The organism is Brevundimonas sp. MF30-B, from assembly GCF_004683885.1.
In the GTDB taxonomy this organism is placed as follows: domain Bacteria; phylum Pseudomonadota; class Alphaproteobacteria; order Caulobacterales; family Caulobacteraceae; genus Brevundimonas.
Map to the genome: position 1 here is coordinate 651,509 of NZ_CP038440.1, position 16,844 is coordinate 668,352.

Genomic DNA, 16,844 nt, shown 5'->3' on the forward strand with positions numbered 1-16,844 from the left:
TCCCGGCCGGTCTTTTCATGTGTGAAGACCCCGCGTCCGCGCCTTGCGGCCGCCGCAGATTGGTGGGACCGTCCGCTCCATGACGACCAAGCCTCGACCCCTAAGTTCGCGCCGCGCGCGGTTGATCCTAGCCGCCGGCGGCGTGGCCCTGACGCTGGGCGCCGGTTTCGCCGTGGCCCAGGTCCAGCCGATGCAGCCGGTGCAGTGGGACAACCGCCGCCTGGACCAGCTGGACCGCAACGTGCGCCGCCTGGAACGCGCTCTGACCCAGCGCAACGCCGCCGGCCAGCCCGTCCTGGTCGAGCCCGACCCTGAGGTCATCGCCCTGCAGGACCGCCTGGCCAACATGGACCGGCGGCTGCGTGACCTGGAGCAGACCTTCCAGCGGGTGAACAGCGATAGTGAGCGCCTGACCTTTCAGGCCGATGAGGCCACGCGCGACAACACCGCCCTGCGCACCCGGCTGCAGGACGCCGAGGCCCGCATCCAGAAGCTGGAAGCCGACGCCGAGCTGAACGCGCCGATCACCGCCAACTCGGCCACCAATGACCCGGCCCAGGATCTGGCTGCCGCGGCCCGCCTGGCCGCCGGCGATCCGGTGCGGGGCGCGCGCGCCCTGGAGACCGTCATCGTCACCTGGCCCGATACGCCCCAGGCGCGCGAGGCCAACTCGCGGCTGGGCGACCTGCGCGTCTCGACGGGCGATCGGCCGGGCGCCGTCCAGGCCTACGCCGCCGCCCTGCGCGGCTGGCCGCGCGTCGCCTGGGCTGGGGAAACCACGTTGAAGCTGGCCGACAATCTGGTCATGACGGACCAGAAGCCGCAGGCCTGCGCCGCCCTGGCCGAGTTCGGCCGTCGCTACGCCGAAGGCGCGGCCCAGACCCTGCGCACCCGCGCCACCCAGATCCGCAGTCGCGCGGAGTGCAGCTGAGCGACCTTGACGCCCTGACCGGCCGCGTTCACGCGCGGCTGGATCGGAGCCTGGAGGCTCAGGCCGATCGTCCAGTCACCCTGGCCCTGTCGGGCGGCGGGGACTCCCTGGCCCTGCTCGCCATGACCTCCGACTGGGCGCGTCGTCGCGGCCGCGCCCTGCTGGCTCTGACCGTCGATCACGGGCTGAATTCCGACAGCCGCGACTGGACCCGTCGCGCCGGAGATCAGGCGAGGGCGCTCGGCGCCGATTGGCGCGGCCTGGCCTGGACCGGCCCCAAGCCGACCACCGGCCTCCCGGCCGCCGCACGACAGGCGCGGCACTCCCTGATCGCCGACGCAGCGCGCGAGGCAGGGGCGTGCGTCATCCTGTTCGCCCATACGGCGGATGACGTGGCCGAAAACGACTGGATGCGCAGGTCTGGCACACCCATCGGGCGCCTGCATGCAGCCTCGCCTTCGCCAGCTTGGCCCGAAGGGCGCGATCTGGTGCTTTTGCGGCCGTTGATCGAGGAGCGCCGCGACGATCTTCGGGCATGGCTGAGGTCTCGTGGCGTCGACTGGATCGAGGACCCGGCCAATGTCGATCTGCGGTATGCTCGGTCGCGGGCGCGCATGGCGCTGGCCGGCGCGCCGCCGTCAGCGCCGGCGCCGGCGCCCGCTTCGGCGCTGGCGTCCAGGCTTGATCCGGAGCCGATGGCCGCCTGCGGCGTGATTGTCCTGCCTCGATCCGCGCCGCCTCAGGCTCTCGCTGCGGCGATCTGCTGTTCGTCCGGCGGATCGACGCCGCCGCGCGGGCGCGCTCTCGCGCGGGCGGGGGCGCGGTTGGCGGAGCAGCGGGACGCCGTCTTTGTCGTGGGCGGAGCCCGCGTCGAGGCGGGGCCCGAGCGACTGCTCGTGCTGCGCCAGATGCGGGGGCGCGACGAACGTGCTTTGCAGCCTTGCAGGCTGGGCGAGATCACGGTCTGGGACGGGCGCTTCGAGGTCTCCGAGGCGCCGCCGTCCGCCCAGATTGCGCCCGCGCTGGGGCGCATGGCCGGTCTGACCGCCGGGGATCGAGCCTGGCTGTCTAGCCTTCCCCCGGCGGCTCGCGCGGCCTTTCCGATCATCCTGCGCCCCGAACGAAGGCCCGAACTGGCCTTTCGCGCGGCTCGGCTGACCCCGCTGGTGCCCGCCCGGTTCGAGCTCTGGAGCCGCCTGGCCTCGGGCGAAACGCCGCAGGAATCTCAGCTGGCCCAGGCCATGCATGGCGCGACGCCTTGGAACCACCTATTTTGAGCGTGACGCTTTCCTGACCGGCGCCGTACTGCGGGCCGGACGATCGAGGACTAGAATGAATCTGCGCAACTTCGCCTTCGGCGCCCTGCTGCTGCTGGGGCTTCTGGCCGTCTACGCCGCCATGTCGCAGGGCGGCGCGGGGACCATGCCCGGCGCCAAGGCGGGCTCGAGCGGTCGTCCCGAAACGATCACCTATTCCGAACTCGTGCGTCAGACGGAGGCCGGCGAGATCAAGTCGGCCGTCGTGAAGGGCGATCAGGTGACGGGTGTTTACAAGAACGACGGGAAGTTCGCCGCCACCACCCCTTATCCGAACGAGCAGCTGGTGGCGTCGATGCTGGCCGCCGGAGTGGACCTGGACGCCAAGTCCTCGCGTGCGCCGTGGTGGTCGGGCATCCTAGGCCTCCTGCTGCCGGTCGCCCTGATCATCGGCTTCTGGCTCTTCATCATGAACCGCATGCAGGGCGGCGCGCGCGGCGCCATGGGCTTCGGCAAATCCAAGGCCAAGCTTCTGACTGAACACAAGGGCCGGAAGACCTTTGACGACGTCGCCGGCGTGGACGAGGCCAAGGAAGAGCTGACCGAGGTGGTCGAGTTCCTGAAGGATCCCGGCAAGTTCCAGCGCCTGGGCGGCAAGATTCCCAAGGGCGCCCTGCTGGTCGGCCCTCCCGGCACCGGCAAGACGCTTTTGGCCCGCGCCGTCGCCGGCGAGGCGGGCGTTCCTTTCTTCTCGATCTCGGGCTCGGACTTCGTGGAGATGTTCGTGGGCGTCGGCGCAAGCCGCGTGCGTGACATGTTCGAGCAGGCCAAGAAAAACGCGCCTTGCATCATCTTCATCGACGAGATCGATGCGGTGGGCCGCCATCGCGGCGCCGGCCTGGGCGGCGGAAATGACGAGCGCGAGCAAACGTTGAACCAGCTGCTGGTCGAGATGGACGGCTTCGAGGCGTCCGAGAACATCATCTTGATCGCCGCCACCAACAGGCCCGATGTGCTGGACCCGGCCCTGCTGCGCCCGGGTCGCTTCGACCGTCAGGTCGTGGTGCCCAATCCCGACGTGTCCGGCCGCGAACGCATCCTGCGCGTTCACATGAAGGACGTGCCGCTTGGGCCGGACGTCAACGTCAAGACTATCGCGCGCGGCACGCCCGGCTTCTCGGGCGCCGACCTGGCCAACCTCGTCAATGAAGCCGCGCTGATGGCGGCGCGCAAGGACCGCAAAATGGTCACCCACCGCGACTTCGAGGACGCCAAGGACAAGGTTCTGATGGGCTCGGAGCGTAAGTCCATGGCGATGAACGAGGAGGAGAAGCGCCTGACCGCCTATCATGAGGCCGGTCACGCCATTGTCGCCATGAATGTGAAGATGGCCGACCCGGTGCACAAGGCGACCATCGTGCCGCGCGGCCGCGCCCTGGGCATGGTCATGCAACTACCCGAGGGCGACCGCTATTCGATGAAGTACCAGCAGATGATCGACCGCATCGCCATCATGGCCGGCGGCCGCGTCGCCGAAGAGATCATCTTCGGGCCGGAGAACATAACGTCGGGCGCGTCATCCGACATCGAGCAGGCGACCAAGCTGGCCCGCGCCATGGTGACCCGCTGGGGCTTCTCGGACCGCCTGGGCACCGTGGCGTACGGCGAGAACCAGGAGGAGGTCTTTCTTGGCCACTCGGTCGCGCGCAATCAGAGCGTTTCGGAAGAAACCGCCCGGATCATCGACGAAGAGGTCAAGCGCATCGTGACCGCCGGCTGGGAGGAGGCTCGCAAGATTCTCACCGAAAAGGCCGAGGACCACGAAAAGCTGTCCCAAGCCCTGCTGGAGTACGAGACCCTCTCGGGAGAGGAGATCAGGGATCTGATTGAAAAGGGCGTCGCCCCCAACCGCGACGAAAGCAACTTCCCCAACGCCGGTCCCTCTGTCGCTGTGCCCGTTACGCCGGTTTCGGACGGGACGGAGATCGAGCCTTCGCAGGCGGGGACGCCGGCCGCGCCGACGACCAGCGTGCCGACGGTCCACTAGGGACGGAAAGCCCCGCCGGCGACGCTTGCGGGGCTTTCTTCTAAAAGAACAGGTTTGCAACACAAACTAGTTGATGTAGTGATGCTCTGTCTGAGGCGCCTTCCCGCGCCTTTCTCAGGAGATCGCCATGACCACGCCGTCCGCCTTGTCTCCCCAACATGCCGCCGAGGCCGATCTGGCCTATCTGCGCGCCATCGTCGAAGGCGACGGCCGGCCGCGTCTGACCTTAGCGGTGGCTTATCTCGCGGGCGGCCTGCTGTACGGTCTTCAGTGTCTGTTTCATCTCGGACAGGCGACCGGTGTGATCCGCTGGCCGGATCTGGCCAATCTGAGCTTTGTGGTCGGGATCAGCGTCGCCTTCATGGTGGTCCTGAGCTGGGCGATCCGGCGCGATCGCCGCGATCAGGCGGCCAACGTGGGCCCCGCCGCCAACCGCGCCATGCACGCCGCGCTGAACGGCGCCGGCATGGTCAATGTGGCCGCCATCATCGTCTTTGGAGTCGGGGCCGCGCGCGATCAGGATCTGGCTCTTTGGCTCTATTATCCCGCCATGGTGTTCGGCTTGCAGAGCGCCGCCTGGATCATGGCCTGGAGCCTGAAACGCAAGGGCTGGATGCTCGCCACGGCGCTGGGCGGCTGGGGCGCCGCGGTGGCGCTTGGGCTGCTGGTGCGCGAGCCCCTGGCGTATCTGCTGGTCTGCACGGCGGCGTTGTTCGCCCTGTTCGCCGCGCCTGGCTGGATCATGTTTCGTGACGCGCGCCGGACCGGGCGAGAGGCCTGATCGTGGCCCTGAGCGATCTAGGGCGCATTGACGAGGTCATCCACGGTCGCGTTCGCCTGGGCGTCATGGTCTATCTGGCCGACGCCGAAAGCGCAGACTTCGCCGAGCTGAAGACCGCGCTGGAGGCGACGCAAGGCAATCTGTCTGTCCACCTTAAGAAGCTCGAGGAGGCGCGTTACATCGCCATCGCCAAGAGCTTCGTGAACAACAAGCCGCTTACGCGCGTCTCGATCACCAGCCAGGGCCGCCGCGCCTTCGCCGACTATCTGGACGCGCTAGGCGATCTGATCGGGAGCAAGAGTGGATGAGCCGGCCTCTGGTCATGGGCATCGTCAACGTCACGCCCGACAGCTTTTCGGACGGCGGACGGCTGGCGACGGCCGAGGCGGCGATAGCGCATGGCTTGAAGCTGGTCGAACAGGGCGCCGACTGGCTGGATGTGGGCGGCGAGAGCACGCGGCCGGGCGCCGCGCCGGTGGCCGAGGCCGAGGAGTTGGACCGGGTGCTCCCGGTGATCGAGGGTCTGGCCGCACGGTGGGGCGGGCGGATCAGCATCGACACCCTCAAGCCCGATCTGGCTCGGGCGGCTATGGCGGCGGGGGCCGCCATGTGGAACGACGTCTCCGCCCTCTCCTGGGCTCCCGACAGCCTCAAGACGGCGGCCGATCTCAGCTGTTCCGTCTGCCTGATGCATATGAAGGGCGAGCCGCGCACCATGCAGGCCGCGCCCGCCTACGAAGATGTCGTCGCTGAGGTCGCCGACTATCTGGTCGAACGGGCCGAGGCGGCCATGACGGCAGGCGTCGCCCGCGACGCGATCTGGCTGGACCCCGGCCTCGGCTTCGGCAAGACGGCGGCGCACAACCTCGCCCTGACGGCGCGTCTGGATCGGATCGCGGCGCTCGGCTTTCCGGTGCTGTACGGCGCCAGCCGCAAGCGCACGATCCAGGCGATGGATCCGACCGCGACCGACCCGCTGGACCGCCTAGGGGGCTCGCTGGCTCTTGCGCTGGAGGCGGCGCGACGCGGGGCGGACATGGTCCGCGTCCATGATGTGCGCGAAACCGTCCAGGCGCTGAAGCTTCAGGCTGCGGTCGGGGCCGCGGCGGAATAAAGCATGATCAGATTGCCGCATGTGTCGTCCAGGACTGCGACACGCACTTCGCCCATGTCCGCGGGCGGGCCGGTGAACGTTACGCCTAGATCCGTCAGCCGTGCGTGGTCGGCGTCGATGTCATCCACCTGAAAGGTGGTCCACGGAATGCCTTTTCGCACCATCATGGCCTGGAAGGCGGCGAACTCGAGATCCTGACCGCCGGGTTCGATGGAAAGTTCGACGCCGTCGGGTTCGACGGGGGACACCACCGTCAGATAGCGGACCGGCCCCATCGGCAGGTTCCGCTTCACCTGAAATCCAAGCTTGTCCACGTAGAAGCGCTCGGCCTTGTCCTGATCATCCACGGCGATGCTGGTCAGCTTGATGCGGATCACAGGGCGGCTCCCTTGCGGCGCAGAGTGGTGACGTAGAGCTCGTTCCAGTCGCCGTTCTCATCCAGACAGGCGCCTCGCTGGATGCGTTCGTCGAGGCTCGTGATTTCAAACGTGTCGCGATAGGTCTGCATCCGATCGGACCCATCGGCAGCAGGACCCTCGCTGAAGAGGAGCAATGCGCGGCGGTCCGGCGACAGCTCGCCGTCATAGATCCACGCATGGCTCATCATCGACCCGACCCACTGGCCGATGAAGCGTCCCTTCGCCGGGTCGAAGCCCACAACGGACAAATAGGCGCCGCTCGGCATAACGCCTTCGGTGATGATCCATTGATCGCCGAGCCGCCGGACGGCTTCCATGCCCTGGCTGCGGTCCTCGCCCTGGCCGGTTTCAAAGGTCCAATCGCCGAGGAAATGGTCCAGCCAGCGATGCTGTTCGGTAATGCTCGAAGCGGAGGGGGCGTCGCTCATGATCTCTGCTCCTCAGTCGCGCCGGTTCGGCAGGACGGCGTCGGGATGGCGGTCCAGAACAAACGTCGCCTCCAGGCCATGTTCGAGCCAGACCTTGGCGCCGGCCAGCACCAGGCTGAAGCCGCCCATGGCGTCCAGCGCGGCCGTCGTCCGCGCGTCGTCGTCACCGTGAAAGCCCCGGTTGACGATACTGACCAGAGTGCGATGGGGGCCGTGCGGTTCAAACCGCCACTCGACTTCGGTGGGCGTGTCGGGCCCGTCCCACTCGATCAGGATGCGGTGGGGCGGCTCCAAGGCCTTGACCACGACGTCGGCGCCGACGCCATACATCTCCCAATCCCAGCGCACGGTTCGGCCGGCTTCCAGGGGGCCGCTCGAGCGGGTGAACCAGAAGCGCGTCGTCGCGGCCGGCTCGACAAAGGCCCGGTAGACCTCCGCTATGGGACGTCGGATGAGCATGGCGGTCTCAACGATCGGCGGCCTCATGATGCGATCTCGACCGCATAGGCGTCGCGCAGGGCCGTCCAGCGGGACCAGCTCCAAGGATGTCGCCGCCCCTGGGCGGCGTCCTCCAGGCCTTCCATGTGGTGATGCCAGCCCGACAGGGTGCGGCTGAGGTCGCATTCCCAGGCCTGGGGCACCCGATGGATCAGGGTCAGGTGCGTGCCGTCGCCATCGGGCGCCAGCCGCCAGCTGACGATCGATTCTTCGTGGCCGAAGGTGTGGTCAAACCGGCGGGGCGGGTCGAACACCAGCACTTCGTTGGACTGCTCGCGGCAGTCGCGGGTGTCGGGAAAATCCGGTGTTTCGGGCTGGCGGAAATTCAGGTCCATTCGCCCTCCTTCCCGGGGTTCGATAACCCCTTCGGCCAGCCAGCACCTCAACCCCTGAGGCGTGGTGAGAGCGCCCCAGACGCGGTCCGGCGAATGACGCAGACGGCGCTCGAAGCGCAGCTCCCAGCCACCGTCGATCGCGCGCCAGACGCCTTGATCGATCCGATCCATGACATCGGTCATTGAGCGAACTCCCTGTCCAAATGCGCCTCCAGAGCGTCGAGCCGGCTGGTCCAAAGACGTCGATAGGTCTCCAGCCAGCCGTCGATCTCGGCGAGAGGGCGAGGGTTGAGGCTGTAGAGCCGTCGATTGGCGTCTTTGCGCACCGTCACGAGGCCGGCCTCGCGCAGTACGGACAGATGGCGCGACACGGTGGGCTGGCTGACCGGCAAGGCGTCCACCAGATCCCCCGCCGCCCGCTCGCCGCCGGCCAGCAGCCCCAGGATTGCGAGGCGATGCGGCTCGGCCAGGGCGGCGAACGCGGGCGTAAGGATCAAGCTCATTAATATCGTCTAGCATCAATATAGCGATATTGCAATATTCAAATCCTTGCTCGCGGGATGTAAAGCCCGCATCAGGGCGTCATGATCGTCATCAATCCCTGGATCGCCCTGGTCATCGCCGGCCTGCTGGAAGTCGGCTGGGCCTCGGCCTTCAAGTTCGTGGGCCCGCAGCGGCCCGTGACCTCCCTGGTCGTGATCGCCGCCATGGGCCTGAGCTTCTGGTTCCTGTGGATGGCGACCCAGCGCATTCCGATCGGCACCGCCTACGCCATCTGGACCGGCATAGGGGCGGTGGGCGCCGCGACCGTCGGCATGGCGATCTACAACGAGCCGGCGACGGCGCTGCGCATCGTCTGCATCGTCCTGATCGTCGCCGGGATCGTGGGGCTGAAGCTGTTCTCGGCGGCCCATCCATGAGCGGCTTCAAGGGACGCGTCCTGATCCTGGCCGGCTCGGACTCGGGCGGTGGTGCCGGCATCCAGGCCGACATCAAGGCGGTGACCATGCTGGGCGGCTTTGCGGCCACGGCGATCACGGCCGTCACCGTCCAGAACACCCTGGGCGTCCACGGCGTGCACCCTCTGCCCATCGAACTGATCCGCGCCCAGGCCGAGGCGGTGCTGGACGACATCGGCGCCGATGCGCTCAAGACCGGCATGCTGGGGTCGGTCGAGGTGGTCGAGACGGTCGCTGCCCTGATGGATCAGGCCGGGGCGCCCGCGGTGGTCGACCCCGTCATGGTGGCCAAGGGCGGCGCGGCTCTGCTGCCGGACCAGGCCGTCGCGGCGGTGAAGGCGCTGATGATCCCGCGCGCCGCCCTCTTGACCCCCAATGCGCCGGAGGCGGAGGCCCTGACCGGCCTGACCGTGGCCGACCTGGACGGCCAGCGGCGCGCCGGCGAGGCCCTGCTCCGACTCGGCGCGCGCGCCGTGCTGATGAAGGGCGGCCATGTGCCGGGCGAGCGGCTGATCGACGTGCTGATGACGCCGGACAGCGAGACCCTGTTCGAGGGCGAGCGGGTCGAGACGCGCCACACCCATGGGACGGGCTGCACACTGGCCAGTGCGTGTGCGGCCGGCCTGGCCAAGGGCCTGCCACTGCCCATCGCTGTGGCCGAGGCCTGGGCCTATGTCGCCGAGGCCATCCGCCGCGCGCCCGGCCTGGGCGGCGGCCACGGCCCCTTGGACCACGCCTGGCCCGTGCGCCGATGAGCGACCTCCAACGCCGACTTGTCGAGATCGTCCGCGCCGATCCCGAGCTGATGACCGTGCTGACCGGCGTGCGCGACTTGGACCTGCCGGACTGGCGGCTGTTCTCGGGCGCCGTCTATCAGTCGGTCTGGAACGCCCTGACCGGGCGTCCGGCGGGCTATGGCGTCAAGGACTTCGACCTGGGCTATTTCGATTCTGACACCTCGTGGGACGCCGAGGACGCCGTCATCCGCCGCGTCGCCGCCGCCTTCGAGACGCCGCTTCGCGATCGGATCGAGGTGCGCAATCAGGCCCGCGTCCGCCTCTGTCTGTAAGTATGAACCTTGCTTGGATGGGGACCAGAGTCCCGGTTTGAGCCAGTTTCACTATGCCGATCAAAGCCTTTGCGTATGTGCGCTACAGCGATCCGTCGCAATCCACCGGCAATTCGGTGGCCCGTCAGACGGAGATGGCGATCAGCTACGCCGCGACGGCTGGCGTTGAACTCGACTGGACATATCGGGACGACGGGGTTTCCGCCTTCCACGGCTTGAACCGCACGACTGGCGACCTTGGCCGGTTCATTGGGGACGTTCAGAGCGGCAAGGTCGCCAAAGGATCACACCTTCTGATCGAAGGCTTCGACCGGTTCTCACGCGAAGACCCGATGGAAGCTTTGTGGACGTTCCTGACCGTGATCCGGTCGGGGATCGTGCTGGTCACACTTGCCGACAATCAGGTCTGGTCCGCCGAAACCCTCATGGGTCAAAGCCACCGGCTCTTCGGCGTCCTCCCGCACATGGAGCGCGCCCATAGCGAGTCGAAGGTGAAGAGCACCCGCACCCTCCACAACTGGCAACAAAGGCGGGCGAAGGGTGTGGTCGTGGACAGGCTGACCAAGCCCGCGTGGCTTGATGTCGTGGACGGGGAATACAAGGTCAACGACGACAAGCAGCGTATCTTGCTCCGCATCTTCGAAGAGGTCGCAGCCGGGACCGGCGTGGATCGCGTGGCGCGTCGTCTGAACGAAGCGGGCGAACGAGCATGGGGCCACGCCTACAAGGACACCGGCTCGCGCGCTGGCCAGACCCGCAAATGGCACGGCTCCTATATCCAAACGATCCTGAACAGCCGGGCGATCATTGGCGAGCATCAGCACCACCAATACGAATCCGGGTCGAGAAAACGCATCCCTATCGGCGATCCGATCCCCGGCTACTTCCCGCCCGCGATTTCGCTCGATCTGTATCACCGCGCTAAGGCCGCGTTTAAGTCGCGCAACGTCGGGGGAGGCCGCAAGGAAGCCTCTCTGGTCAACCTCTTCGGAGACGCCATCCGGTGCGCCGATTGCGGGTCTCGGATGCGTTGGGGTGGTCACCATCACCGGGAGCGGGATGGCGGCAACTTCGCCTATTACCGGTGTTCCTCGACGGTCCAGCGCACCGGATGCGATCACACGCCCAAACACCGGGTGGTCTACCTCGAAAACGCTGTCCTCAATCTGGTGACAGAAATCCGTCTGGAGGGACTGGCCGACGACGCCGAGGCCAAGGCCAAGGTCGCCGAGGCCAAACATCAGCGTCAGTTGGCGAAGGATCGCGCGATGAAGGCCGCCCGACTGGTCCTCGAAATGGACAACGCGATCATGCGCGAACTCGCCAATGAAGCTTCGGACGCATCGCTGGCCGCGAACAAAGCCGTCTTGGACGCGGAAGAAGAACTGGCCATCGTCCGAACCCGGCTCATGCCGTCGAACCAGCAGACGGCCATCGCCGATCTTCGCGCCGCCTACACGGAGACCAAGGACATCGGTCTTCGGATGCAACTGGCCGGAGCCGTGAAGACGGTCATGGACAACATCATCATCGACCGGGACGGCTTCGCCACGGTCTCGGTCATGGGCGGGGCGCGCGTCTACCGTTTCAAGATCGCCAAGACGGTCACGTCATTCACGCTGGTCAGCGGGGAGACGGTCATGGAGATCGGGCAAGCCCGGACGAACGCCGAGGCTCAAGCGTTCAAGGACAGCCTTAAGAGAGCCGCGTAGGCGTTAGCCCGCCAAACTATGCAGCGATCCCGTCCACCATTTCGACGAGATCGTCAGCCGACAGGTGGCCGTATCGGTCGGCCGTAATCTGGATGCTGGCGTGACCGGCGAGCTTCGACACCATGGCGATGGGAAACCGCTTCATGGCCTTGGTCAGGGTGGTGTGCCGCGTGGTGTGGTAGCGGACCAGCGCGAAGTCGTAGCCGCGCGCCGCCATGTCCTCGCGCACCGCCTTCCACATCGCCCAAAGGGTCCATGGCTCGAACGGGAACAGCGGCCCGTTGCCCGCCTGTAGGCGCAGCGCGGGAAGCAGCGAGACGATATCGGCCGTGAGCGGCACGATCCGGGGTTTCTTGGTCTTGGTCGTGTAGCGTTCGAAGATCACGAAGTGTCGGGCCACGCCATCGACCTCGCGGCGTTCGATATGGCCCGGCCACACCCGCAAGGCTTCGCCCCGCCGACAGGCCGTCGCCAGAAGGAAGCGGATCAAGGCGTCGTAGCGGCTCCAGTCGCGCCACGGTTCGGCAATCCGTCGAACGGCGATGACCTCGAACAGGGCTGCGATCTCGTCATCGGAGATCACGCGCTCCTGAATGTTGTCGATCTCAAACGTCGGGAATGTCGGCTTGGCCTTGAGGACGGGCGATCCGTTTTCGGCGGTCATCTTCGTTGCGATAGTCAGGGCGTTCGACAGCGTGTCCAGCTTGCGCTTGACGGTAGCGGGCGCCGCTGGCCGCTTGCCGAACGTCTCCAGTTCGGACGCCAACCGCTTGAGCCGCGTGTAGTGCAGCCCGTCGATGTCCTCGTCGCCAATCAGGGCGTTCAGATGCTTGATGTTGGTGCGGAGCGTCGCCTTGGCTCTTAGCCCGCGCCACTCGTGCAGTTCGCAGTATCGCAGGAGCGCGCGGACCTTCACGGCTTCTCCTTAAGAGCCTTGGCGATCCGTAGCGCGACGGCCTCACCCTCTGGCGTCAACCGGATGAACTTGTGGCGCCGGTCATCCTCATTCTCTTCGACTTCCGCCCATCCGAGGTTGGTCGGCTGCTTCTTCGTAGGCTTGAGAAAGATTTGGTAGGACCGGCCGATGCTCTGGCCGAGCAGATCGCCGCCGCTTTTGTCTTTGCCGACTTCCTTACGGAGGGCGGCGATGGTGATGTCGTGACCGAGGCTCACCTTCTCGACGATCATGGCGAACACGAGCAGTTGCCGGATCGTGACCCGCTCCGGCAGTTGGAACGCCAGTGCTTCAAGAGCGGTAGCGAACTGCGAGAACGTCTGCGTTTCGGTCTTGAGAGAGGGCATGTCCGAATCCTTTGGCACGAGGCGCAAAGGATGCGTCGGAATAGCCTTCGCCTCAACGAACATATCAAGTGCCTCGCTCAGGAAATACGTGCGTTGACGGTATTATTGACGCCAACGCACATATTGGTCAACCCGTCAGCTTGGCTTTCCGGCAAGGGTCTCGATGTCGTCAAAGATGGCTCGCCATTCCGCCGGTGACATTTCAACCAAGCCGAGGAAGCGGAGATAATAGGCTCCTTCCGAAGCAAGCAGAGCCAGACGGGCTGACGCAGACTTGGCGGACAGGTCGCCGAAACGCGCACGATACCAATCGCGCACCGTCGCGGTATGCGTAGGCGAGGACATTAGTGCCGCCATGAGGTTCGTGATCTGACGCTCGGCATTGTCGCCAAGTTTGCGGGTAGCTTGAACATGTCCTCGGATTGGGCCGTATTCGCCCGAAAGCCGGGCAATTTCAGCGTCATCAGCTTTAAGCCAACGATCAAGCATGGCCGCAATGAGATCGTCCTTGGTTCCAAAAGCAGATTGGACGCCGCCCTTCGATATGCCCGCAGCAGCCGCGACGGCACCGATAGAGAGTGCTGACGCTCCTTCCTGATCCACGATCCTCTGCGCGGCATCCAACACTGCGGCTTTATCGACGGATGGCTTTCGACCCATGGAACCCTCTTGCAACTTTTCGAATACGAGCGTATTCCAACCGTAGTGCTGATGCAACGCCTTCGGAGGATGTTATGAGTTGGGTCTACCTGCTGCTGGCTGGGATTTTTGAGATCGGATGGCCGGTGGGTCTGAAGATGGCTCAGGTTCCCTCCACAAGATTGAGCGGGATCGCGACCGCCGTGTTCTTCATGGGGGTCAGTGGCTTTCTCCTTTGGATGGCTCAAAAGCAAATCCCAATCGGGACCGCATATGCGGTTTGGACCGGCATCGGTGCAGCCGGGACATTCCTCGTTGGGGTCATGATCTACGGCGATCCGACTTCTTGGATGCGCTGGTTTGGTATCGCCCTAATTATTGGCGGCGTGGTCGCGCTCAAGATGGCCCACTAAACCTCAATCGACGCCCCGCTGGATTAGGTAGGCTTCAATAAACAGGGCGGCGTCATGGCCGTCCTGTTCCATCTTTGCGAGGTGGTTTTCGAGTTCATGCAGCCGGGTCCGCGTTTGGCTGATATCGCCTCGTGTCTTCAATGCTGCGGCCTCGGCCCGTTTCCACATGTCCCACATGATGGCGAGACGTTGGGGCGTCAGTTCCTCGGGCGCGTAGGTCATGACCGCCCCCTGACCATGGTCCAGAGTTGGCGAAGGATCGTGCACTCACGGGCGTCGCGGTCCCGCTCGCGAGCGAGCCGGTTGCGGTGCCATTCGTCGCGCCGTTGATTGATGATGTCGGCTGCTTCCTGCGCCGAGACGGGGTTGCCGTTGTAGTGGAACATCACGCGACCCTCGTGACGGTCCAAGAGCCGTCGTCGTTCGCGGCGTCGGGGATGTCGAATGTGCCGGGGAAGCGGCGGTTGGCGTCCCAGACTATACGCTTGATGCTGTTGCGATTGAGTGGGTTCGAGCGGAAGGCTTGGCCTACCTCAAGAAGCTCCCAAGGGTAGATCAAAGGGCGCCCGCCTCTGCTCACGCCCATCGCGTGGCTGTCGCGTAGGTTCTCGGATCGCGTGGCGTATCGCAGGTTCGACGGTCGGTTGTCAGTCTTGATGCAGTTGCCGTGTGCGATGTCCAAGCCGTCCGGGCGTGGCCCGTGGAAGGCTGCGGCTACCAGACTGTGAACAGTCACTGTGCGGCATCGCGTGTCAGACCCGCGCTTCACCTGCACGATGTGATAGCCCATCGTATGGGGCTGCGGTTTGAGGATCACTCCGCGCGGGCTGCGGATGCGCCCGAGGCTTGAGGCTTCGTAGTCAGAGCCGGGGATCGGCTTCCAAATCTCCATTGTTGTCACCAAAGAAAAAGGCTCGCCGGGATGAAGCCAGCGAGCCTTTCTTTTTGAACATCAGACGGAGAATCCTACGTTCGAAACATCGGCCCGGTCACGGTCTTCATCCCCGCTCGCGGTCTATGTTTCTATTTAGTCAGCGACCCCAATCCAGTCACCCGGCCGGTCAAAAGTCGTCGATGATCCCCTCGACCGGCTTGTCGATGCACTGGCGCCGGAAACCGATCTCCCATGAAGACGAGCCGTCATAGATCGTCGCCCAACCGCCCGTGCCATAGAACGGACGGAAGTCGCTGTAGCCGCCAAAGGCGTTCTTCGCGTTCACCTCACCGCAAATGACCGCTGCGCCGTTCTCGAACCGCGTGTATCCGACGCGGCGAAACTGCGCGCTGTCGGGGTCATTCAGCAACATCAGCAACGCGCGCTTGGTTTCGGCACGAGTGGAAGCCGCTTGGCCATGGATATCCGACATGGCTCCGTCGCTTGCAGTCGGCTGAACAGGCCCCTCTCCAGCATCGCGAACCGGCTCCGATTCCTCGATCACGACTTCCGGGGCTGACGCCGATGGCGTGGTCGCCGGAGCGGCAGCAGGAGGCGCCGATGCATGAGCTTCCTGACCGCCCGGCGGGTGCGTGACCATGAAAGTCACGGTTCCGGCCACAATCGCGGCGGTCACGGCGATGACGATGGTGTTCGCTGTCTGGTTCATCCCAGAAGATCACCACGGGTTGTCTGGAAAACCGGTGAAGCTTCATCACTAACGGGTGGTTGCCGAAGGCCAGCCCAAAAGAAAAAGGCCCCCGGATCGCTCCGAGGGCCTTGGCTTGATCTAACTGGCGATCAGTCGTCGATGCCGGGGAGCGGCTGGCGCACCCGGTGCAGCCCGCCCGCCTTCTCCCACGCACCCTTGCGGTGGCGCGCGGCGGTCTGGGTGATGTTCAGGGCCTTGGAAGCACGGTTATAGCCCGCGCCCATGTCGAACAGGCGGTAGAGGACTTCGACGCCGCGCTCCGTCAGGTTCGCCCCGTTCTTGTTCGCCGGGTCTTGGCACTGCTCGAACGTGGGAATCTTGATCGACGCTGCGGTGTCTTCAGCCGTGTGGCCCATCGCGCCGATCATGCTCATGAGCTTGGCTTCAAGCTCGTCCGCCGAGCGATCCGCGAAGTCGTGCATCTCCTTGCGGTGGGTTTCGGCGATACCGCGCGCGATCATCACGGGGTTGTTCAGGTCAGTCATGGGAAAGGAATCCTTTTCCGGGGTTGCCCCGCGCACATGGAGTGCGTGAGGACAGCACACGAAAGGTGTGCTGCACCCCCTGTCTACAAACTGTAGACCCCTGCGTCAATGCCTACTCGTGCAGTCAGTCGAGCGTCCGAAGGTCCATCGCCTTGTATGGGTCCATCCCCGAAGCCAGCCGCTCACGGATCACCTCGATGTGTCGCAGCGTCTTCGCTGGATCAGGCCGGATACCCGCACCGATCTCGAACCCTTTGCGGGTGTGGCGATATTTGTTGTCGTCCTGCCTAACCGTTTGGATGTCAGGGTCGGGGATAAACTGGAACCGCGACGGCTCGCCGGGGATCGGTGTGATGCAGCGATACTCGCCGCCGACGTTGACGACGGCATGAAGGACATAGTTGCCGGTCGGCTCCCGCATCCAACCGGTGACAGACTTAGCGGTCCCGGTCGGATCGTTCCGTTCATACCAAGCGCAGTTGTCATGGCAGAGCCGGGGCTTCATGCGCGCCCATTCGAGCCGTTCGGCCGACTCTCGCTCGACAGTCACGGCGGGCAGGGCCTCCACCTCGGCAACCGTTCGGGCCTCGGCTTCCGAAGGCGGGAATGACCACATGTCCAGCACGCGGCTGAACTCCGCGCGCAAGGCCGCATCCCGCTTCTTCGCTTCGCCCATATCCATCCTCCGTCCAGCCGCCCGACGTGGGCGACCCGCGCCGCCGCCGCAACCCCGCTCCCTCTATTAGAGAAATGGTTTGGCGCCGACGAGGAACGAGGCGGGACAAACCTATGTCCCTATTGTCGAGCGAA

The 16,844-nt window shown here is 65.4% G+C and carries 24 protein-coding genes and 1 pseudogene; 11 read left to right on the forward strand and 14 right to left on the reverse strand.

Annotated elements, in window-relative coordinates; all coding sequences use genetic code 11:
• The first annotated feature begins 79 nt into the window (after positions 1-79).
• From E4M01_RS03300 to folP, 6 genes are all read left to right on the forward strand, one after another.
• On the forward strand, positions 80-931 hold the full coding sequence (locus tag E4M01_RS03300) for a tol-pal system YbgF family protein (protein ID WP_135062254.1): 852 nt from the start codon (positions 80-82) through the stop codon (positions 929-931).
• A complete protein-coding gene (gene tilS, locus E4M01_RS03305; protein ID WP_167765292.1) occupies positions 922-2,208 on the forward strand; it encodes a tRNA lysidine(34) synthetase TilS in 1,287 nt (428 codons plus the stop codon). Before E4M01_RS03300 ends, tilS begins: the two co-directional genes overlap by 10 nt.
• Before the next feature lie 55 nt (positions 2,209-2,263).
• Complete coding sequence (ftsH, locus tag E4M01_RS03310; RefSeq protein WP_135062252.1) at positions 2,264-4,234, forward strand: ATP-dependent zinc metalloprotease FtsH; 1,971 nt, start codon at positions 2,264-2,266, stop codon at positions 4,232-4,234.
• 127 nt (positions 4,235-4,361) lie between these two features.
• Positions 4,362-5,015: a hypothetical protein gene (locus E4M01_RS03315; protein WP_135062251.1), complete on the forward strand. Its 654-nt coding sequence runs from the start codon at positions 4,362-4,364 to the stop codon at positions 5,013-5,015.
• 2 nt (positions 5,016-5,017) lie between these two features.
• On the forward strand, positions 5,018-5,323 hold the full coding sequence (locus E4M01_RS03320; RefSeq protein WP_135062250.1) for a transcriptional regulator: 306 nt from the start codon (positions 5,018-5,020) through the stop codon (positions 5,321-5,323).
• A complete protein-coding gene (gene folP, locus E4M01_RS03325; RefSeq protein WP_135062249.1) occupies positions 5,320-6,129 on the forward strand; it encodes a dihydropteroate synthase in 810 nt (269 codons plus the stop codon). Before E4M01_RS03320 ends, folP begins: the two co-directional genes overlap by 4 nt.
• Here the strand turns inward: folP and E4M01_RS03330 are convergent.
• From E4M01_RS03330 to E4M01_RS03350, 5 genes are read right to left on the reverse strand one after another with little or no spacing between them, the layout of a single operon-like run.
• The gene (locus E4M01_RS03330; protein WP_245158187.1) at positions 6,099-6,506 is read right to left on the reverse strand and encodes a VOC family protein; all 408 of its coding nucleotides are present in this window, start codon (positions 6,504-6,506) and stop codon (positions 6,099-6,101) included. The genes folP and E4M01_RS03330 overlap by 31 nt on opposite strands.
• Entirely contained in the window at positions 6,503-6,976 is a 474-nt protein-coding gene (locus E4M01_RS03335) for a DUF1579 family protein (RefSeq protein WP_135062248.1), read from the reverse strand. Before E4M01_RS03335 ends, E4M01_RS03330 begins: the two co-directional genes overlap by 4 nt.
• 12 nt (positions 6,977-6,988) lie before the next feature.
• A complete protein-coding gene (locus tag E4M01_RS03340) occupies positions 6,989-7,435 on the reverse strand; it encodes an SRPBCC family protein (RefSeq protein WP_209316066.1) in 447 nt (148 codons plus the stop codon).
• A 23-nt stretch (positions 7,436-7,458) separates the two neighbouring features.
• A complete protein-coding gene (locus E4M01_RS03345; protein WP_135062246.1) occupies positions 7,459-7,992 on the reverse strand; it encodes an SRPBCC family protein in 534 nt (177 codons plus the stop codon).
• Positions 7,989-8,312 carry a helix-turn-helix transcriptional regulator gene (locus E4M01_RS03350; RefSeq protein ID WP_135062245.1) on the reverse strand — a complete coding sequence of 108 codons (324 nt, stop codon included), beginning with the start codon at positions 8,310-8,312 and terminating at the stop codon, positions 7,989-7,991. Before E4M01_RS03350 ends, E4M01_RS03345 begins: the two co-directional genes overlap by 4 nt.
• Before the next feature lie 81 nt (positions 8,313-8,393).
• Here E4M01_RS03350 and E4M01_RS03355 point away from each other — a divergent pair, with 81 nt between their 5' ends.
• From E4M01_RS03355 to E4M01_RS03370, 4 genes and pseudogenes are all read left to right on the forward strand, one after another.
• Entirely contained in the window at positions 8,394-8,729 is a 336-nt protein-coding gene (locus tag E4M01_RS03355; protein ID WP_135062244.1) for a multidrug efflux SMR transporter, read from the forward strand.
• Positions 8,726-9,523 carry a bifunctional hydroxymethylpyrimidine kinase/phosphomethylpyrimidine kinase gene (thiD, locus tag E4M01_RS03360; RefSeq protein ID WP_135062243.1) on the forward strand — a complete coding sequence of 266 codons (798 nt, stop codon included), beginning with the start codon at positions 8,726-8,728 and terminating at the stop codon, positions 9,521-9,523. Before E4M01_RS03355 ends, thiD begins: the two co-directional genes overlap by 4 nt.
• Positions 9,520-9,828 (forward strand): annotated as a pseudogene (locus E4M01_RS03365) (nucleotidyltransferase family protein); the annotation flags it as partial. The gene thiD and the pseudogene E4M01_RS03365, both read left to right, overlap by 4 nt.
• A 62-nt stretch (positions 9,829-9,890) precedes the next feature.
• Positions 9,891-11,549, forward strand: coding sequence for a recombinase family protein (locus E4M01_RS03370; RefSeq protein ID WP_135062241.1), 1,659 nt, complete (start codon positions 9,891-9,893; stop codon positions 11,547-11,549).
• 16 nt (positions 11,550-11,565) lie between these two features.
• Here E4M01_RS03370 and E4M01_RS03375 read toward each other — a convergent pair whose 3' ends face one another.
• The 3 genes from E4M01_RS03375 to E4M01_RS03385 form a co-directional block, all read right to left on the reverse strand.
• Positions 11,566-12,465 carry a tyrosine-type recombinase/integrase gene (locus tag E4M01_RS03375; protein WP_135062240.1) on the reverse strand — a complete coding sequence of 300 codons (900 nt, stop codon included), beginning with the start codon at positions 12,463-12,465 and terminating at the stop codon, positions 11,566-11,568.
• Complete coding sequence (locus E4M01_RS03380) at positions 12,462-12,851, reverse strand: hypothetical protein (RefSeq protein ID WP_135062239.1); 390 nt, start codon at positions 12,849-12,851, stop codon at positions 12,462-12,464. The genes E4M01_RS03375 and E4M01_RS03380 overlap by 4 nt, the downstream gene beginning before the upstream one ends.
• 135 nt (positions 12,852-12,986) lie before the next feature.
• Positions 12,987-13,568 carry a TetR/AcrR family transcriptional regulator gene (locus E4M01_RS03385; RefSeq protein ID WP_135280309.1) on the reverse strand — a complete coding sequence of 194 codons (582 nt, stop codon included), beginning with the start codon at positions 13,566-13,568 and terminating at the stop codon, positions 12,987-12,989.
• 17 nt (positions 13,569-13,585) lie between these two features.
• Between E4M01_RS03385 and E4M01_RS03390 the strand changes: the two genes are divergently transcribed.
• On the forward strand, positions 13,586-13,903 hold the full coding sequence (locus E4M01_RS03390) for a multidrug efflux SMR transporter (protein ID WP_135062237.1): 318 nt from the start codon (positions 13,586-13,588) through the stop codon (positions 13,901-13,903).
• Positions 13,904-13,906: 3 nt separating this feature from the next.
• Here the strand turns inward: E4M01_RS03390 and E4M01_RS03395 are convergent, their stop codons facing one another.
• The 6 genes from E4M01_RS03395 to E4M01_RS03415 form a co-directional block, all read right to left on the reverse strand.
• Complete coding sequence (locus E4M01_RS03395; RefSeq protein ID WP_135062236.1) at positions 13,907-14,125, reverse strand: hypothetical protein; 219 nt, start codon at positions 14,123-14,125, stop codon at positions 13,907-13,909.
• Positions 14,122-14,289: a hypothetical protein gene (locus E4M01_RS14245; protein WP_167765290.1), complete on the reverse strand. Its 168-nt coding sequence runs from the start codon at positions 14,287-14,289 to the stop codon at positions 14,122-14,124. The genes E4M01_RS03395 and E4M01_RS14245 overlap by 4 nt, the downstream gene beginning before the upstream one ends.
• A complete protein-coding gene (locus E4M01_RS03400; protein ID WP_135062235.1) occupies positions 14,289-14,795 on the reverse strand; it encodes an NUMOD4 motif-containing HNH endonuclease in 507 nt (168 codons plus the stop codon). The genes E4M01_RS14245 and E4M01_RS03400 overlap by 1 nt, the downstream gene beginning before the upstream one ends.
• A 169-nt stretch (positions 14,796-14,964) precedes the next feature.
• On the reverse strand, positions 14,965-15,507 hold the full coding sequence (locus E4M01_RS14395; protein WP_209316067.1) for a hypothetical protein: 543 nt from the start codon (positions 15,505-15,507) through the stop codon (positions 14,965-14,967).
• A 131-nt stretch (positions 15,508-15,638) separates the two neighbouring features.
• Positions 15,639-16,034 (reverse strand): hypothetical protein, encoded by a 396-nt coding sequence (locus tag E4M01_RS03410; protein ID WP_135062234.1) that lies wholly within the window; start codon positions 16,032-16,034, stop codon positions 15,639-15,641.
• 124 nt (positions 16,035-16,158) lie between these two features.
• Entirely contained in the window at positions 16,159-16,710 is a 552-nt protein-coding gene (locus E4M01_RS03415) for a hypothetical protein (protein WP_135062233.1), read from the reverse strand.
• Positions 16,711-16,844: the final 134 nt, after the last annotated feature.